Source organism: Streptomyces sp. NPDC051740 (assembly GCF_044453165.1).
In the GTDB taxonomy this organism is placed as follows: Bacteria; Actinomycetota; Actinomycetes; order Streptomycetales; family Streptomycetaceae; genus Streptomyces; species Streptomyces atrovirens.
This window is the reverse complement of sequence record NZ_JBITCL010000013.1, coordinates 155,368-170,924: the sequence shown is the minus strand read 5'-3', so window position 1 is coordinate 170,924 and position 15,557 is coordinate 155,368. Positions and strand designations below refer to the sequence as shown.

The window sequence follows — 15,557 nt, the reverse complement described above, 5'->3', positions numbered from 1 at the left end:
AGTATGTCAGGTCATCCGGAGGACTTGGGCCGGTAGCCCCGTGACCTCGGCTTACAGCAGTCCCAGCTGGGTCACGAACATCGCGAGGACCACGACGAGGGTCCATCCCATGGCGTGTTCGAGGATCTTCGGGCCGTCCTCCCGGGGGCCGCCGGTACGGGCGCGGGTGACGGTGGCTGCGTTCGCGGTCATGGCTTCTCGCTGATCTCCGTGGTGCGGTGGACTCCCCCTGCGACTGACGTCCACCTTGCCACCGTGAGCGGCTTTCGCGGCCGAGACGTCGGTCACAGACGGCCGACGGCCCCGGTCGCCCGGGGCCGTCGGCGGGGCCGGCTCAGCGCACGCCCACCGCCGCGAGCGCCTTGCGCTGCCGCGGGGTCGGCCGGGCCGGGAAGTAGAGGTAGCAGACACCTCCGGTGCCGGACACCACCTTCCCGGAGGCGTTGTACCGCTTGGTCCGCAGCCAGATGTTCTCCCACTCGCGCCGCCGGTAGACCCGGCGTACGGACGCGTTGTCGTCCGAGGCGGGGTCGTTGGCGATCACATCGCCGTCGGCGGTGAAGCCGATCACCGTCATCAGGTGCCCGGAGGTGCCGTACCCCGCCCCGGTCAGCTCCTCCGCCAGGAACGACTGCGACGTGATGGCCGGGATGCCCGCGGCGATCAGCGTCTCCAGGTCGGTGAGGGAGCCGAGGCGGGTGACCACGCCCGCCAGGCCGTCGAAGGTGGCCGCGTAGGCGGCGTTGAAGGGCCAGTTGCCGCAGCCCTCGTACTGGTGATCGAACGTGTGGCGGGCCGCGTGGCAGATCTGCGGGTCGGCGTAGGACGGGTCGACCCAGGAGAGCTGCTCCTCGGTGAGCCTGCCGCCCCAGTACTCGATGATCATCTGCGAGGAGGTGGGGCTGCACCAGGCCTCGCCGCCGTTGTCGTACTCCGGGTACTGGCCCTTGTGGATCTCCTGCGAGTAGCGCGGGACGGTCAGCTCCTCGGCGAGGCCGGGCTCGGAGGCGGGGACGGTGAACCGGTCGGGGATGTCGGAGCCCATCGCGCCGAGCCGCCACACGGTCGGGGTGAGCCGGGTGCCGGGGCGGCGGTGGAGGGTCAGTCGCAGCCGGTACGAGACGACGCGCAGGCCCGAGGCCGCGTCGTCCACGGAGAGCGTGTCCGTCCAGACGGTGCTCTTCCCGTCGCTCTGGTCGTCCACCGAGGTGCGCCGGATGTCCTGGTCACCGGCGGCCCAGCGGCCCATGACGTACCAGGGGGTGTCCGTGCCGTCGGAGTACGTGCCCTTCAGCTCGGTCTGGAGCCAGGTGCCCGCGGGGGTGTGCGCGTTCCAGGAGGCGATGACCTCCGTCGCCGGAACCCTGAGACGGTGCACGGGCGAGGTCCAGGTCGCGTACTCCCAGGCGGCCGTGCGGCCGGTGTGCGGATCGGTGTAGTCCGTGGTGCCGGCGGGCCTCGCGATCAGAAGGCCGGCGCGGACACCGGCGACGGCACGGGTCCCGACGGCGGTGCCGCCGCGCCAGTCGGTGTACGAGGTCCAGGACCGGTTGTCGACGGGGCGGGCGGCGGTGTCGGTGGCGGTGGTGCGTCCGGCCGGGGTGCCGGCCGTCGGGGTGCCGGCGGACGCCGGGCCCGCGCTCCCGGCGACGGCGGTGACGACGGCCGCGGCCAGAAGGGATCTGCGGGACGGCAGTTCGGCTCTGCTCATGGGTGGAGGACCCCCAGGTGTCGGAGTCGGGACAGGACCAAAGCACGGCCGGCCGGACGGCGTACGTCCGCCGGGTGGAGCGGGTGTGCGCCAACTATGGACGCAGCCGGGCGGATCCTGCCAGCACCCCGGCCGTACCGCGCCCGACCAACATGGGACTCGACCAATGGCGGCACCCGCGGTGGGCCCGCCCGGCCGAGGACCGGTCCGTCCGGGGCTCGTCCGCCCGGGGCTCGTCCGCCCGAGGGCCTAGAGTGCTCCGGTAAGCCCTCCCCTCTCCCCTTCCCCGCCCCCAGGAACCAGCCATTCACGATCTCGCCTCCCGCATCCGCCGGCTCGCCCCCTCGTGCGGCCCGGTCCGGCTCGTCGGTGTCGACGGGCACGCCGGCTCGGGGAAGTCGACGTTCGCCATGCGGCTGGCCGAGGCGCTGGACGGCGCTCCGGTGCTGCGGCTCGACGACATCGCCAGCCACACCGAACTGTTCGACTGGACCGGACGGCTGCTGAGCCAGGTGATCGAGCCGCTCGGCCGCGGCGAGACCGCGCGCTACTCCCCCTACGACTGGCGGACCCGCCGCTTCGGACCGCCCCGCCCGCTGCCGCCCGCCCCCGTGATCGTCGTGGAGGGCGTCGGCGTCGGACGCCGGGCCCTGCGCCCGTACCTCGCGCTGCTGCTGTGGATGGACCTCCCCCGGGAGGAGTCCTGGTCACGGGGGCGGGCCCGCGACGGAGCCGAGCAGCGGGAGTTCTGGGAGGGCTGGGTCCGCGCGGAACGCGAGCACTTCGCGGGCGACCCCTCACGCCCCTTCGCGGGGCTTCTGGTGCGGCAGCGCCCGAAGGGATACGAGCTGCTTCCCGGGCCCGACGGGACGGGTGAATCACCCCCTCCGCTCACGCACGGTGACGGTCCACCCGCGTTGTGGTGAACCCGTGAAGAGCGGTCCCGGACAAGTTGCCGGAGTACCCCAACTCGGCTTGACCGGGGGCGCGTACAGGTCTTACGTTCTCAATGTGCGGCCTTTCGGGGCCGCCGGCAGACGCGAAGCCCCCGGTTGTTCCCCCGTGATCGGGGGCTTCGTTCTGCCCTTTTCGTGTTTTTCGGGCGCTCAGTGGCATATGACGATCACCCTGGGTCACCGCACGTGGCCCGCGCTCCCCCTCCCACCTCGGCCTTCGGCGGGTACGGCACCCTACGGACGTACCGCCGCCGCAGGTACGATGCCCTCGGTGCGACCTACGGACGCTGCTTCGCGCACCTTCCAACTCCGGTCCGCGGCGCAGCGGTTCGACCAACGGGAGCCGACGGACGAGGGCCGGCCGGCACACCGACGGGGGCACGGTTCGTGGGGGACGTGATGGACTTCGGCACGCAGGGCCCGCAGACCCCGGCCGACCTCGCCTGGCTTCGGGGCGTGGACGCCTACACGATGGGCGCCTATCCGCAGGCGGAGGAGGAGTTCCGGGCCGCGGTGCGGATCGACCCGGGGATGGCCGACGGCTGGCTCGGGCTGCACGCGCTGCGCGTCGACACGACGACCGCGCTGCTCAGGATGTTCCGGCACCGGGAGCGCTTCGGCGAGCAGCGCACCCGGCACCGCCGCACCCTCAACTCCTGGTACTGGCTGGGCTGGTGGGTGCAGCCGGTGCTGGAGAGCCCCCGCGATCTGCTGCTGGCGCACGCCTCCCACTGGCTGGACGGGCGCCACGTCCCCGAGCTGGACCGGGCGCTCGCCGGACTGCCCCCGGTGGACACCGATCCGCAGGTCCGCTTCCTGCACGCCTGCCGCGCCTACCTGGTCAAGGACTGGGAGCAACTGGTCCGGCACACGGACTCCCTCGTCGAGGACCCGCTGCTGGGCATCGAGGCCGGCCTGTTCGGCGGCATGGCGCGGGTGCGGCTGGAGATGTACGGGCAGGCCGAACCGCTGCTGTCGGCGGCGCTGATGCGGTGCCGCAGCGAACAGCCGCAGCGCAAGGAGCTGCGCTACTGGCTGGCCCGCGCCCACGAGGGGACCGGCCGCAGCGCCGCCGCGCTCCCCCTGTACCGGGCCGTGCACAAGGTCGATCCGGCCTTCATGGACACCTCCGCCCGGCTCGCCGCGATCGCCGAGGGCGACGGGTACGACGACTCCGCCGATCTCGCCGCGATCACGCTCACCGGGGCCGGGCAGGACGTCATGGACGGCCCCGACATGCTCGATCCGCTGTTCGGCACCGAAGGGCGTGATCTGCGGCTGTCCGAGCCCGAGCCCGTACCGGGTCCCCTGCCCCCGGTCACCGCTCCGGGCGTGCGGGAGCGGGCGTACTCCGGGGCGGCACCGCTGCCCACCGGGCCCACGGACCCCGCGTTACTGGAGGAGGCGCTCGCCGAACTGGAGCGCATGGTGGGCCTGGAGCCGGTGAAGCGGCAGGTCAAGGCGTTGTCGGCGCAGCTGAACATGGCGCGGCTGCGGGCCGGGCAGGGGCTGCCGGTGCAGCCGCCGAAACGCCACTTCGTCTTCTCCGGACCCTCCGGAACCGGGAAGACCACGGTGGCCCGCATCCTCGGCCGCGTGTTCTACGCCCTCGGGCTGCTCGGTGGTGACCATCTGGTGGAGGCCCAGCGGGCGGACCTGGTCGGTGAGTATCTGGGGCAGACCGCGGTGAAGGCCAACGAGCTGATCGACTCCGCGCTGGGCGGGGTGCTGTTCGTGGACGAGGCGTACTCGCTGTCCAACTCCGGGTACGGCAAGGGGGACGCGTACGGGGACGAGGCGCTGCAGGTGCTGCTGAAGCGGGCGGAGGACAACCGGGATCACCTGGTGGTGATCCTTGCCGGGTATCCGGAGGGGATGGACCGGCTGCTCGCCGCGAATCCCGGGCTGTCGTCCCGGTTCACCTCGCGGGTGGACTTTCCCTCGTACCGGCCGCTGGAGCTGACCTCGATCGGGGAGGTGCTGGCGGGGGAGAACGGGGATGTGTGGGACGAGGAGGCGTTGGACGAGCTGCGGTCGATCGCCGGGCATGTGGTGGATCAGGGGTGGATCGACGAGCTGGGGAACGGGCGGTTCCTGCGGACGCTGTACGAGAAGAGCTGCGCTTATCGGGATTTGCGGTTGTCGGTGTATCCGGGGGCGTTGACTCGGGATGATCTGGCTACGTTGCGGTTGCCGGATCTCATGCAGGCGTACGGGGAGGTTCTGTCGGGGCGGGGGCCGGCGGACCCACCGGGGTTGTGAGCCCCGGTGGGTGGGGTGGCGCCGGGTGGTGGTGTCCGCTCGCCCCGCTGGAGGGGTGCCGCTGCGCCCACCCGTGCCGCCCTGGGGGTACCTCCCAGGCCCTTAAGGCACTGGGGGAGGCACGATTGCCCGCAGCTGCGGGCGGCATGGCTGCCCCACAGTCGGGGCGGCGTGGCTGCCCCGCAGCCGGGGCGGCGTGGCTGCCCGCGGTTAGGGGGTCAGGGCCTCCTCCGGGGTTCCGCTTGCTCTCTGGAGGGTGACCGTCACCTCCCGGTGGGCCGGGTCGCGTACTTCGCCCACCAGGAGTTCCAGGACGTCTTCCAGGGCGACCAGGCCCAGGACCTTGCCGGAGGGGTCGGAGACCTGGGCCAGGTGGGTCGCGGCGCGGCGCATCACCGTGAGGGCGTCGTCCAGGGGGAGTTCGGGGCGGAGGGTCGTCATCGGGCGCCACAGGCGCTGCGGGACGGCACGGTCGGAGTCCTCCAGGTCCAGTACGTCCTTGACGTGCAGGTAGCCCATGAAGGAACCGCTGTCCGCGGCCACCGGGAACCGGGAGTACCCGGTGCGGGCGGTGAGCTCCACGATCTGTCCCGGGGTGACCGCGGGCGTGACCGTCACCAGTGACTCGCGGTCCAGCAGGACGTCCGTCACCGGGCGGGAGCCCAGCTCCAGCGCGTCCTCCAGGCGCTCGGCCTCCTCGGGGTCGAGGAGGCCCGCCTGGCCGGAGTCCTCCACCAGCCGGTTGAGCTGTTCGCTGGTGAAGACGGCCTCGACCTCGTCCTTCGGTTCGACGCGGAAGAGCCGCAGGACGGCCTGGGCGCAGGCGCCGAGCGCGATCGTGACCGGCCTGCACAGGCGGGCGAACCAGACCAGGCCGGGGCTCAGCCACAGCGCGGCCTTCCCGGGGGCCGCCATCGCCAGGTTCTTCGGGACCATCTCGCCGATGACGAGGTGGAAGAAGACCACCGCGGCGAGCGCGATGACATAGCCGAGCGGGTGGATCATGCCGTGCGGCAGGTGCATCCACTCGAAGACCGGCTCCAGCAGATGGGCGACCGTCGGTTCGGCGACCGCGCCCAGGGTCAGCGAGCAGACGGTGATGCCGAACTGGGCCGCCGCCATCATCTGCGGCAGGTGCTCCAGGCCGTACAGCACCTGGCGGGCGCGGGCCGTGCCGAGCGGTTCGATCTGGCTGCGGCGGACCGAGACCAGCGCGAACTCGGCGCCGACGAAGAATCCGTTGGCGAGCACGAGCAGCGCGGCGAAGAGGAGTTGCAGCACGCTCATCCGGCCACCTCCACCAGTGGCAGCGGGGCCGTTCTGACCAGGCGGACGCGTTCGGCGCGGTAGTGGCCGACCCGGCGCACCGACAGCCGCCAGCCCGGCAGTTCCGCGCGGTCGCCGACGGCCGGGATCCGGCCGAGCAGATCGGCGACCAGGCCGGCCACCGTCTCGTACGGCCCCTCGGGCGCCTCCAGGCCTATGCGCCGCAGGATGTCGACCCGGACGCCGCCGTCGACGTCCCAGGCGGGGTTGCCGTCCTCGGGCGGGGCGGGGGCGAGTTCGGGGACGTCCTGTCCGTCGTGCTCGTCGCGCACCTCGCCGACGATCTCCTCGACGATGTCCTCCAGGGTGACGACGCCGGCCGTGCCGCCGTACTCGTCGACGACGACCGCGATGGGCTGCTCGCTGCGCAGCCGCTTGAGCAGCGGTCGTACGGGCAGGGTCTCGGGGACGAGCAGCGCCGGGCGGGCGATGCGGCCCACGGGGGTGCGCAGCCGGTCGTGCACGGACACCGCGAGGGCGTCCTTGAGGTGCACCATGCCGACGATCTCGTCGATGCGCTCCCGGTAGACGGGGAAGCGGGACAGGCCGGTGGCCCGGGTCAGGTTGACCACGTCCTCGGCGGTCGCCGAGGACTGCAGGGCGCTGACCTTCACGCGCGGTGTCATGACGTGCTGTGCGGTCAGTTCGCCGAGGGACAGGGTGCGGACGAAGAGGTCCGCCGTGTCCTGTTCCAGGGCGCCGGCCCGGGCGGAGTGCCGGGCCAGGGAGACGAGCTCGCCGGGGGTGCGGGCGGAGGCCAGTTCCTCGGTGGGCTCGATGCCCAGGGCCCGCACCAGGCGGTTGGCCACGGCGTTCAGCCCGGCGATGACCGGGCGGAAGAGCCGGGCGAACGCGTGCTGCGGGCCGGCCACGAAGCGGGCGACCTGCAGGGGCCGGGACACGGCCCAGTTCTTCGGCACGAGTTCGCCGATCACCATCTGCACCGCGGAGGCCAGCAGCATGCCGACGACGACGGAGACACCGGAGACCGCGCCCTCGGGGACGCCGACGCCGGTGAAGGGGCCGTGCAGCAGTCCGGCGAGTGCCGGTTCGGCCAGCATGCCGACAACGAGGGAGGTGATGGTGATGCCGAGCTGGGTGCCGGAGAGCTGGAAGGAGAGTTCCCTGAGCGACTCGACGACCCGGCGGGCACGCCGGTCGCCGCCCGCGGCGGCCTCCTCGGCTTCCGGTCGCTCGACGGTGACCAGGCCGAACTCGGCGGCCACGAAGAATCCGTTGGCCAGGATCAGCAGGAAAGCGGCTGCGAGAAGCAGCAAGGGGGTGGTCATGATGCCGCCGCCTCCGCATGCGCGCGGACCTCGGGATGCGGGTCCGCGCTATGTCGGCAGGGGGCGGCGCAGGTACTACAGGACGATCCGTCCATCGCCGGAGAGGGTCACTCCTCGGATAGCTGGAGCCCCTGTGCACCGGGCGGGGCGGCAGGGGCACAGGCGCGGTCGTCGCGCCTGTGCCCACCAGATTAATCAAGACATGGGCGACTGCGGCAGGTGGACGTCCCCGACGCTTCCCGGAGCCGGGCCCCGAGCCGTCCCCGAGGGGCGGCCCCGGGTCAGCTCCGGGGTGCCTCGGGCCCGGCCGTGGAGCGGGCCTCGGTGAGCGCCCGCAGGGCCCGCGCGTCGGCGACGGCCCGCTGTCTGGCGATGCCCGGCTGGATGCCGAGCGCGGGCAGGCTGGTGCCGTCGCTGAGGTCGAGGAAGACCCAGGGATCACCGGGACGGAGGTTCACCTGAAGGATCTCCGCCCACTCCAGGCGGCGCCGGCTCACGATGTTGACGACGGTGACGCCCGTCTCGTCGGCGACGACCTTCGGCCGGGCCAGCAGGAACAGCACGCCGGCCAGCAGCGCGGCGGTGAACACGAAGCTGATCCGCTCCCCCGGGCCGAGCTGCTCCAGCAGCAGCGCGATCAGGGTGATGACCACGAAGAGCGCGACGCCGGCCGTGAGCAGCACCGCGCGGGTACGGCCCGGGCGGAAGGTGACGGGCAGGCCGGGCAGCCGGCCCGCGGTCGTGTCGGACATGGTGGTGCTCCGGACCCGGTCAGAGGCGGCAGGCGTGGATGGCCGTGGTGAGGATGGCGCGGGCGCCGATGTCGTACAGGTCGTCCATGATCCGCTGGGCCTCCTTGGAGGGGACCATCGCGCGGACGGCGACCCAGCCCTCGTTGTGCAGCGGGGAGACGGTGGGGGACTCCAGGCCCGGGGTGAGGGCGACGGCCTTCTCGAGCTGTTCGACGCGGCAGTCGTAGTCCATCATCACGTACGTCCGGGCGACCAGGACGCCCTGGAGGCGGCGCAGGAACTGGCGCACCTTGGGCTCCTCGCCGTCCGCGCCGGTGGTGGGGGTCCCCCCGGGCGAGTGTGTTCGAGCCCGGGGGAGGATGACGACGGCCTCGGACTTCATGATCGGTTCGCCGACGACCTCCAGGCCGGCGTTGCGCAGCGAGGTGCCCGTCTCGACGACGTCCGCGATGACCTGGGCGACACCGAGCTGGATGGCGGTCTCGACGGCGCCGTCGAGGTGGACGACGGAGGCGTCGATGCCGTTGTCGGCGAGGTGTCCCGCGACGATGCCCTCGTAGGAGGTGGCGATCGTCTTGCCCTTCAGGTCCGCCAGGCCGCCGATGGTGCCCGGCTTGGTGGCGTAGTGGAAGGTGGAGCGGGCGAAGCCGAGGGGGAGGATCTCCTCGGCGGCGGCGCCGGAGTCGATCAGCAGGTCGCGGCCGGTGATGCCGATGTCGAGCTGTCCGGAGGCGACGTAGATGGCGATGTCGCGCGGGCGGAGGTAGAAGAACTCGACCTCGTTCGCCGGGTCGACGATCCGCAGTTCCTTGGACTCGCGGCGCTGCCGGTAGCCGGCCTCATGCAGCATCTCCCCCGCGGGGCCTGACAGGGAACCCTTGTTGGGGACGGCGATGCGCAGCATGAGGTCGGCTTCCTTCGTGTGAGGGGGTGTGTCGTGGGCGTGAGGGTTCACAGGTGGGCGTAGACGTCGTCGAGGGAGATGCCGCGGGCGACCATCATCACCTGGACGTGGTAGAGCAGCTGCGAGATCTCCTCGGCGGCCGCCTCCTTGCCCTCGTATTCGGCGGCCATCCAGACTTCGGCGGCTTCCTCGACGACCTTCTTGCCGATGGCATGGACGCCCTTGTCGACCAGCTCGGCGGTGCGGGAGGTGGCGGGGTCGCCGTGGGCGGCCTTCTGCTGGAGCTCGGTGAACAGCTCCTCGAACGTCTTCTTGGACATGGTGGTCCTTACCCTACGCGGTGACGGGGACTGCTCACCGCCAGGGTTCGGATACCGAACGCAAGCAGGCCGCGGTCGCCACGGCCGCGGTGACCGCCTCGTGCCCCTTGTCCTCGCTGGAGCCGGGCAGTCCGGCGCGGTCCAGGGCCTGCTCCTCGTCGTCACAGGTGAGCAGGCCGAAGCCGACGGGGACACCGGTGTCGACCGAGACCTGGGTGAGGCCCTGGGTGACGCCCTGGCACACGTAGTCGAAGTGGGGCGTGCCGCCCCGGATGACGACGCCGAGGGCGACGACCGCGTCGTAGCCCCGGCCGGCCAGGACCTTGGCGACGACGGGGAGTTCCCAGCTGCCGGGGACCCGGAGCAGGGTCGGCTCGTCGATGCCGAGGTCGTGCAGGGCGCGCAGGGCGCCGTCCACCAGTCCGTCCATCACCTTCTCGTGCCACTGCGCGGCGACGACGGCGACCCGCAGGTCCCCCACGTCGCGTACGGACAGTTCCGGTGCACCCTTGCCGCTCACGTCTCTCCTCGGTGTCTCTCGTTACTGGTTGCCGCAGGCGGGCACGGTCGGCGTGTCCAGCCAGGGCAGGTCGTGGCCCATCCGGTCCCGCTTGGTGCGCAGGTAGCGGAGGTTGTGCTCGCTCGCGGTGACGGGCATCGGCTCGCGTCCGGTGACCTCGATGCCGTGGCGGGCGAGCGCGTCGGACTTGTCGGGGTTGTTGGTCATCAGGCGGACGCCGCGGACGCCGAGGTCGGCGAGGATCTGCGCGCCGGCGCCGTAGTCGCGGGCGTCGGCGGGCAGGCCGAGTTCGAGGTTGGCGTCGAGGGTGTCCCGGCCGCGTTCCTGGAGTTCGTAGGCGCGCAGCTTGGACATCAGGCCGATGCCGCGTCCCTCGTGTCCGCGCAGGTAGACCACGACTCCGCGGCCCTCGGCCTGGATGCGGTCCAGGGAGGCGTCGAGCTGGGGGCCGCAGTCGCAGCGCCGGGAGCCGAAGATGTCGCCGGTGAGGCATTCGGAGTGGAGGCGGACGAGGACGTCCTCGCCGTCGCCGATGTCGCCGTGGACGAGGGCGACGTGTTCGACGCCGTCGACGGTGGAGCGGTAGCCGTACGCGGTGAAGGTGCCGTGGGAGGTGGGCAGATGGACCTCGGCCTCGCGGCGGACGGTGGGTTCGGCGGAGCGGCGGTAGGCGATCAGGTCCTCGATGGAGATGATCGTCAGGCCGTGCTTGCGGGCGAACGGGATCAGCTCGGGCAGCCGGAGCATGGTGCCGTCCTCACCGGCGATCTCGACGATGGCTCCGGCCGGGCGCAGGCCGGCGAGGCGGGCGAGGTCGACGGCGGCCTCGGTGTGGCCGTTGCGCACCAGTACGCCGCCGGGGCGGGCGCGCAGCGGGAAGATGTGGCCGGGGCGGACGAAGTCGTCGGCCTGCGCGGTGCCGCTCGCCAGCAGCCGGAGCGTGGTCGCGCGGTCGGCGGCGGAGATGCCGGTGGTCACGCCGTGGGCGCCCGAGCCGTCCACGGTGACGGTGAACGCGGTCCGCATGGACTCGGTGTTGTTCTCCACCATCAGCGGGATGCCGAGCCTGTCCAGCTCCTCGCCCTCCATGGGGGCGCAGATCATGCCGCGGCACTCGCTCATCATGAAGGCGACGATCTCGGGGGTGACCTTCTCGGCGGCGACGACGAGGTCGCCCTCGTTCTCGCGGTCCTCGTCGTCGACGACCACGACCGGGCGGCCGGCCGCGATGTCGGCGAGGGCCTGCTCGACGGGGTCGAGCATGAGGTCCTCGATGCCGTCGGTGCTGTACAGGATCGGTGCCGTGCTCATGCGGGCGCTCCTTCCAGGGTGGGCCGCGCGTCGCGGGAGCGCAGCCACCAGTCGCGCAGTCCCCACAGGACGAGCGCGCCGTAGATGACGTAGACGAAGCCGGAGAAGGCGAAGCCGTTGGCGAAGTTCAGGGGGACGCCGACGAGGTCGACGAGCAGCCAGGCGAACCAGAACTCGACCATGCCGCGGGCCTGCGCGTACATGGCGACGATCGTGCCGACGAAGATGTAGGCGTCCGGCCAGGGGTCCCAGGACAGGGACGGGTGGAGGGTGAACAGTCCGCCGACGGCGAGGGTGCCGAGGGCGGCCCCGGTCAGCAGTGCGGCGCGCTCGCGCCACGTCGCGAACCGTACGGCGACGGAGCCGTCCTGCGCCTGTCGCCGGCCGCGGTTCCACTGCCAAAAGCCCCAGGCGGCGACCAGCATGACGACGACCTGCTTGCCGGCGCTGCCCGAGAGGTGGGCGGTGGCGAAGGCCGTGAAGAGGATCAGACCGGAGACGAACTGGGCGGGCCAGGTCCAGATGGAGCGGCGCCAGCCGAGGGCGAGGGCGATCAGACCGACCACGTTGCCGATCATGTCCGACCACTTGATGTGCTGGTCGAAGAGGGTGAAGGCCTCGGAGTTGAGCCAGTTCACCGGGACGCCCCCTCACCGGCGGCGCGGTCGCCGAGCATCCGCTCGACGTACTTGGCGATGACGTCCACCTCGAGGTTGACCGGGTCGCCGGGCTGCTTGATGCCGAGCGTGGTCAGGGCGAGCGTGGTGGGGATCAGGCTGACGGTGAAGAAGTCGGGCCCGGCGTCGACGACGGTGAGGCTGATGCCGTCGACGGTGATGGAGCCCTTCTCCACGACGTAGCGGGAGAGGCCGGCGGGGAGGGAGATCCTCACGATCTCCCAGTTCTCCGACGGCTCGCGCCCGAGGATCTCGCCGGTGCCGTCGACGTGCCCCTGGACGATGTGGCCGCCGAGGCGGGAGCCGACTGCCGTGGGGCGTTCGAGGTTGACGCGGGAGCCGACGGCGAGGACGCCGAGGCTGGAACGCTTCAGGGTCTCCGCCATGACGTCGGCGGTGAACTCGTCGCCCTCGTGTTCGACGACCGTGAGGCAGACGCCGTTGACGGCGATGGAGTCGCCGTGCTGCGCGCCTTCGGTGACGACGGGGCCGCGCAGCCGGAAGCGACAGGCGTCGTCGAGGGTCTCGACGGCGGTGATCTCGCCCAGCTCTTCGACGATTCCGGTGAACACTTCCCGGGTCCTCCTGCCTCTTCGGGCACGGACTCCGGGGCTGTCGATGACGACAGAAACCGCGGACGAGGACACCAGGTACGACGCCGGACAGGGCTCGCCCAGAGGGCGAACCGGTACGGCGGCGCGCATGGATGCCCGCCCGCCGCGCACTGCCTCCCATCCGGACTTTAACCGTCGGTCCAGGAATTTCACCTGGTCAACCGGTCGCTGGAGGCGACCGGGTCGCGGACTGTAACCGCCGGTTCGGACTTTCACCGACCCCGGAGTGCGCTGCTACTGGTACAGGGCCAGTGTGCCACGGACGGCCGCACTCCATGCGGGAGAGGAGTGTGGAGTGGCTCACAGGAAGTGACGCGGAGACCGCCGAGGGTCGCGCGAGGGGCAACTCCCCCGCCGCGGCGCTCCCTTGACGGTCCGCCCAATTGGTCCATACCTATTGACGCTTTGGTCTAGTCCTCTTAGGGTCCGAGCCAACTTCCCCGGAGAGGAACCCACTGTGCCGTCCCCCTCACGCCCCGGAGCGAGACCCGCGCCGCTCGCCTCCGCCGCCGTCGCCGGCCTGCTGCTCGCCGCCCTCCCGGCCACCGTCTCGCACGCCGCCGGCCAGGAGTCCTGTCGTCCCGACGGGCTGTACTCGACACCGGGCGTCGACGTCCCGTACTGCTCGGTGTACGACCCGGCCGGCCGGGAGAAGATGGGCGCCGACCACCAGCGCCGGGTGATCGGCTACTTCACCGGCTGGCGCACCGGCAAGGACGGGAAGCCCGCCTACCTCGCGTCCGACATCCCGTGGGACAAGATCACCCACATCAACTACGCGTTCGCGCACATCGACAAGGGCAACAAGATCTCGGTCGGCCCGGACACCGCCGCCAACCCGGCGACGGGCATGACGTGGCCCGGCGTGGCCGGCGCGGAGACGGACCCGCAACTGCCCTACAAGGGCCACTTCAACCTGCTCAACAAGTTCAAGAAGCAGCACCCGGACGTCAAGACGCTGATCTCGGTGGGCGGTTGGGCCGAGACCGGCGGCTACATCGACGACGGCGGGAACCGCGTGGACTCCGGCGGCTTCTACTCGATGGCCACCAACGCCGACGGCTCGGTCAACCAGGCCGGCATCGACACCTTCGCCGACTCGGCCGTCGACTTCATCCGGACGTACGGCTTCAACGGCGTCGACATCGACTACGAGTACCCGACGACGATGAAGGACGCGGGCAACCCGCTCGACTGGTCCTTCGCCAACGCCCGCCGGGCCGGGCTGGTCAAGGGCTACGCGGCGCTGATGAAGACGCTGCGCGAGAAGCTGGACCGCGCGGGCGCGGCGGACGGCAGGCACTACATGCTCACCGTGGCCGCCCCCTCGTCCGGCTATCTGCTGCGCGGCATGGAGACCTTCCAGGTCCAGAAGTACCTGGACTACGTCAACATCATGTCGTACGACCTGCACGGCGCCTGGAACGAGTACGCCGGCCCGAACGCCTCCCTGTTCGACGACGGCAAGGACGCCGAGCTGGCCGCCGCGAACGTCTACGGCAGCGCCCAGTACGGCGGCGTCGGCTACCTCAACACCGACTGGGCCTACCACTACTTCCGGGGCTCCATGCCGGCCGGCCGCATCAACATCGGCCTGCCGTACTACACCCGCGGCCACAAGAACGTCCAGGGCGGGACCGACGGCCTGTGGGGCAAGGCGTCCGCCTCCTCCTGTCCGGCCGGCTCCGGCCTGGCCAAGTGCGGTGACGGCGCCGTCGGCATCGACAACCTCTGGCACGACCTCGACACCGACGGCAAGGAGTCCCCGGCGGGCTCCAACCCGATGTGGCACGCCAAGAACCTCGAGAAGGGGATCGTCGGCGACTACGTCACCGACTACGGCTTCCCGGCGGACACGAAACTGACCGGGACGTACGCCCGCAAGTACGACTCCACGCTGGTCGCCCCCTGGCTGTGGAACGCCGAGAAGAAGGTCTTCCTCTCCACCGAGGACGAGCAGTCGGTCGAGGCCAAGGCCGACTACGTGGTGGACCGCGGCATCGGCGGCACCATGGTCTGGGAGCTGGCCGGCGACTACGACTGGAACGCCGCCGAGGGCCAGTACGAGACGGGCGACACGCTCACCTCGCTGATGTACGACAGGTTCAGGGCGGCCACGCCGTACGGCGCGAAGAAGTCGAACGCGGACCTGCCGTCGGAGGCCGTGAACGTGGACGTGGAGTTCACGGACTTCAAGCTGGGCGACTCCAACTACCCGATCACGCCCAGGCTGCGGATCACGAACAACACGAGGACCGCGCTGCCGGGCGGTACGGAGTTCCGGTTCGACTACGCGACCTCGGCCCCGGGGAACGCCTCCGACCAGTCCGGTTTCGGCACCAAGGTCATCAGCAGCGACCACACAGGCGGCAACGCGGGCGGCCTGAAGGGTGACTTCCACCGGGTGTCGCTGAAGCTGCCGGCGTGGCAGTCGCTGGCGCCGGGCGCGACCGTCGACCTGTCGTTCAACTACTACCTGCCGGTGTCGACCCCGTCGAACTGGACGGTGACGATCGGCGGCAGGGCGTACGCCCTCGCCGGGGACCTGGCGCGCGGGACGACCGTCGTCGAGCCGGGCGGCGGCACGACGCCGACCGACCCGCCCACGACGCCGCCCGGCGACTGCGCGGACCCGGCCTGGGGCGCCTCGGCCTCGTACGGCGGGGGCAGCGTGGTGTCCCACGGGGGCCACGTCTGGAAGGCGCAGTGGTGGACGAAGGGCGAGGAGCCCGGCACCACCGGCGAATGGGGAGTGTGGCGGGACCAGGGAGCCTGCTGACCCTCGCGGACCGGCCCGGCGGCGGTGACGACGGCCCTTGCCCGCCGCCGGGCCTCACCACGCGCGGATGCGCCCGGTGCCGGACCCGGAGAAGCTGGACTCCGTACGGGGGCGGGTTCCCGGACCGATGTCACAT

At 71.5% G+C, this 15,557-nt stretch carries 14 protein-coding genes and 1 riboswitch; of the genes, 3 read left to right on the top strand and 11 right to left on the bottom strand.

Annotated elements, in window-relative coordinates; genetic code table 11:
• Window positions 1-51: 51 nt before the first annotated feature.
• Window positions 52-192: an SCO1431 family membrane protein gene (locus ACIA6T_RS22640; protein ID WP_399448258.1), complete on the bottom strand. Its 141-nt coding sequence runs from the start codon at window positions 190-192 to the stop codon at window positions 52-54.
• A gap of 142 nt (window positions 193-334) precedes the next feature.
• On the bottom strand, window positions 335-1,711 hold the full coding sequence (locus tag ACIA6T_RS22635) for a peptidase C39 family protein (protein WP_399448257.1): 1,377 nt from the start codon (window positions 1,709-1,711) through the stop codon (window positions 335-337).
• Window positions 1,712-2,016: 305 nt separating this feature from the next.
• Between ACIA6T_RS22635 and ACIA6T_RS22630 the strand changes: the two genes are divergently transcribed.
• The gene (locus ACIA6T_RS22630; protein WP_399448298.1) at window positions 2,017-2,637 is read left to right on the top strand and encodes a hypothetical protein; all 621 of its coding nucleotides are present in this window, start codon (window positions 2,017-2,019) and stop codon (window positions 2,635-2,637) included.
• A 429-nt stretch (window positions 2,638-3,066) separates the two neighbouring features.
• Window positions 3,067-4,929, top strand: a complete 1,863-nt coding sequence (locus ACIA6T_RS22625) for an AAA family ATPase (protein ID WP_399448256.1) — start codon at window positions 3,067-3,069, stop codon at window positions 4,927-4,929.
• 210 nt (window positions 4,930-5,139) lie between these two features.
• On the opposite strand, the gene ACIA6T_RS22620 is transcribed toward ACIA6T_RS22625, so the two are convergent.
• The 9 genes from ACIA6T_RS22620 to ACIA6T_RS22580 all read right to left on the bottom strand — a co-directional run bounded on the left by ACIA6T_RS22620 (window position 5,140) and on the right by ACIA6T_RS22580 (window position 12,600).
• Window positions 5,140-6,216, bottom strand: a complete 1,077-nt coding sequence (locus tag ACIA6T_RS22620; RefSeq protein WP_399448255.1) for a hemolysin family protein — start codon at window positions 6,214-6,216, stop codon at window positions 5,140-5,142.
• Window positions 6,213-7,544, bottom strand: a complete 1,332-nt coding sequence (locus ACIA6T_RS22615; RefSeq protein WP_399448254.1) for a hemolysin family protein — start codon at window positions 7,542-7,544, stop codon at window positions 6,213-6,215. The genes ACIA6T_RS22620 and ACIA6T_RS22615 overlap by 4 nt, the downstream gene beginning before the upstream one ends.
• A gap of 281 nt (window positions 7,545-7,825) precedes the next feature.
• Window positions 7,826-8,296 carry a PH domain-containing protein gene (locus ACIA6T_RS22610; protein ID WP_399448253.1) on the bottom strand — a complete coding sequence of 157 codons (471 nt, stop codon included), beginning with the start codon at window positions 8,294-8,296 and terminating at the stop codon, window positions 7,826-7,828.
• Window positions 8,297-8,315: 19 nt separating this feature from the next.
• Window positions 8,316-9,200, bottom strand: coding sequence for an ATP phosphoribosyltransferase (gene hisG, locus ACIA6T_RS22605; protein WP_399448252.1), 885 nt, complete (start codon window positions 9,198-9,200; stop codon window positions 8,316-8,318).
• Window positions 9,201-9,247: 47 nt separating this feature from the next.
• Entirely contained in the window at window positions 9,248-9,520 is a 273-nt protein-coding gene (locus tag ACIA6T_RS22600) for a phosphoribosyl-ATP diphosphatase (protein ID WP_029383007.1), read from the bottom strand.
• 34 nt (window positions 9,521-9,554) lie between these two features.
• Window positions 9,555-10,040, bottom strand: coding sequence for a 6,7-dimethyl-8-ribityllumazine synthase (ribH, locus tag ACIA6T_RS22595; protein WP_385051661.1), 486 nt, complete (start codon window positions 10,038-10,040; stop codon window positions 9,555-9,557).
• A 21-nt stretch (window positions 10,041-10,061) separates the two neighbouring features.
• Window positions 10,062-11,351 carry a bifunctional 3,4-dihydroxy-2-butanone-4-phosphate synthase/GTP cyclohydrolase II gene (locus ACIA6T_RS22590; protein WP_399448251.1) on the bottom strand — a complete coding sequence of 430 codons (1,290 nt, stop codon included), beginning with the start codon at window positions 11,349-11,351 and terminating at the stop codon, window positions 10,062-10,064.
• Window positions 11,348-11,989, bottom strand: coding sequence for a nicotinamide riboside transporter PnuC (locus ACIA6T_RS22585; protein WP_399448250.1), 642 nt, complete (start codon window positions 11,987-11,989; stop codon window positions 11,348-11,350). The genes ACIA6T_RS22590 and ACIA6T_RS22585 overlap by 4 nt, the downstream gene beginning before the upstream one ends.
• Window positions 11,986-12,600 (bottom strand): riboflavin synthase, encoded by a 615-nt coding sequence (locus ACIA6T_RS22580; RefSeq protein WP_399448249.1) that lies wholly within the window; start codon window positions 12,598-12,600, stop codon window positions 11,986-11,988. The genes ACIA6T_RS22585 and ACIA6T_RS22580 overlap by 4 nt, the downstream gene beginning before the upstream one ends.
• A 145-nt stretch (window positions 12,601-12,745) precedes the next feature.
• Window positions 12,746-12,876, bottom strand: a riboswitch (FMN riboswitch).
• A 223-nt stretch (window positions 12,877-13,099) separates the two neighbouring features.
• Here ACIA6T_RS22580 and ACIA6T_RS22575 point away from each other — a divergent pair.
• Complete coding sequence (locus ACIA6T_RS22575; RefSeq protein ID WP_399448248.1) at window positions 13,100-15,421, top strand: chitinase C-terminal domain-containing protein; 2,322 nt, start codon at window positions 13,100-13,102, stop codon at window positions 15,419-15,421.
• Window positions 15,422-15,557: the final 136 nt, after the last annotated feature.

Coding starts and splice junctions, on each gene's coding strand:
- ACIA6T_RS22640 (WP_399448258.1), bottom strand. CDS start 192: ATGACCGCGAACGCAGCCACCGTCACCCGCGCCCGTACCGGCGGCCCC.
- ACIA6T_RS22635 (WP_399448257.1), bottom strand. CDS start 1,711: ATGAGCAGAGCCGAACTGCCGTCCCGCAGATCCCTTCTGGCCGCGGCC.
- ACIA6T_RS22625 (WP_399448256.1), top strand. CDS start 3,067: ATGGACTTCGGCACGCAGGGCCCGCAGACCCCGGCCGACCTCGCCTGG.
- ACIA6T_RS22620 (WP_399448255.1), bottom strand. CDS start 6,216: ATGAGCGTGCTGCAACTCCTCTTCGCCGCGCTGCTCGTGCTCGCCAAC.
- ACIA6T_RS22615 (WP_399448254.1), bottom strand. CDS start 7,544: ATGACCACCCCCTTGCTGCTTCTCGCAGCCGCTTTCCTGCTGATCCTG.
- ACIA6T_RS22610 (WP_399448253.1), bottom strand. CDS start 8,296: ATGTCCGACACGACCGCGGGCCGGCTGCCCGGCCTGCCCGTCACCTTC.
- hisG (WP_399448252.1), bottom strand. CDS start 9,200: ATGCTGCGCATCGCCGTCCCCAACAAGGGTTCCCTGTCAGGCCCCGCG.
- ACIA6T_RS22600 (WP_029383007.1), bottom strand. CDS start 9,520: ATGTCCAAGAAGACGTTCGAGGAGCTGTTCACCGAGCTCCAGCAGAAG.
- ACIA6T_RS22590 (WP_399448251.1), bottom strand. CDS start 11,351: ATGAGCACGGCACCGATCCTGTACAGCACCGACGGCATCGAGGACCTC.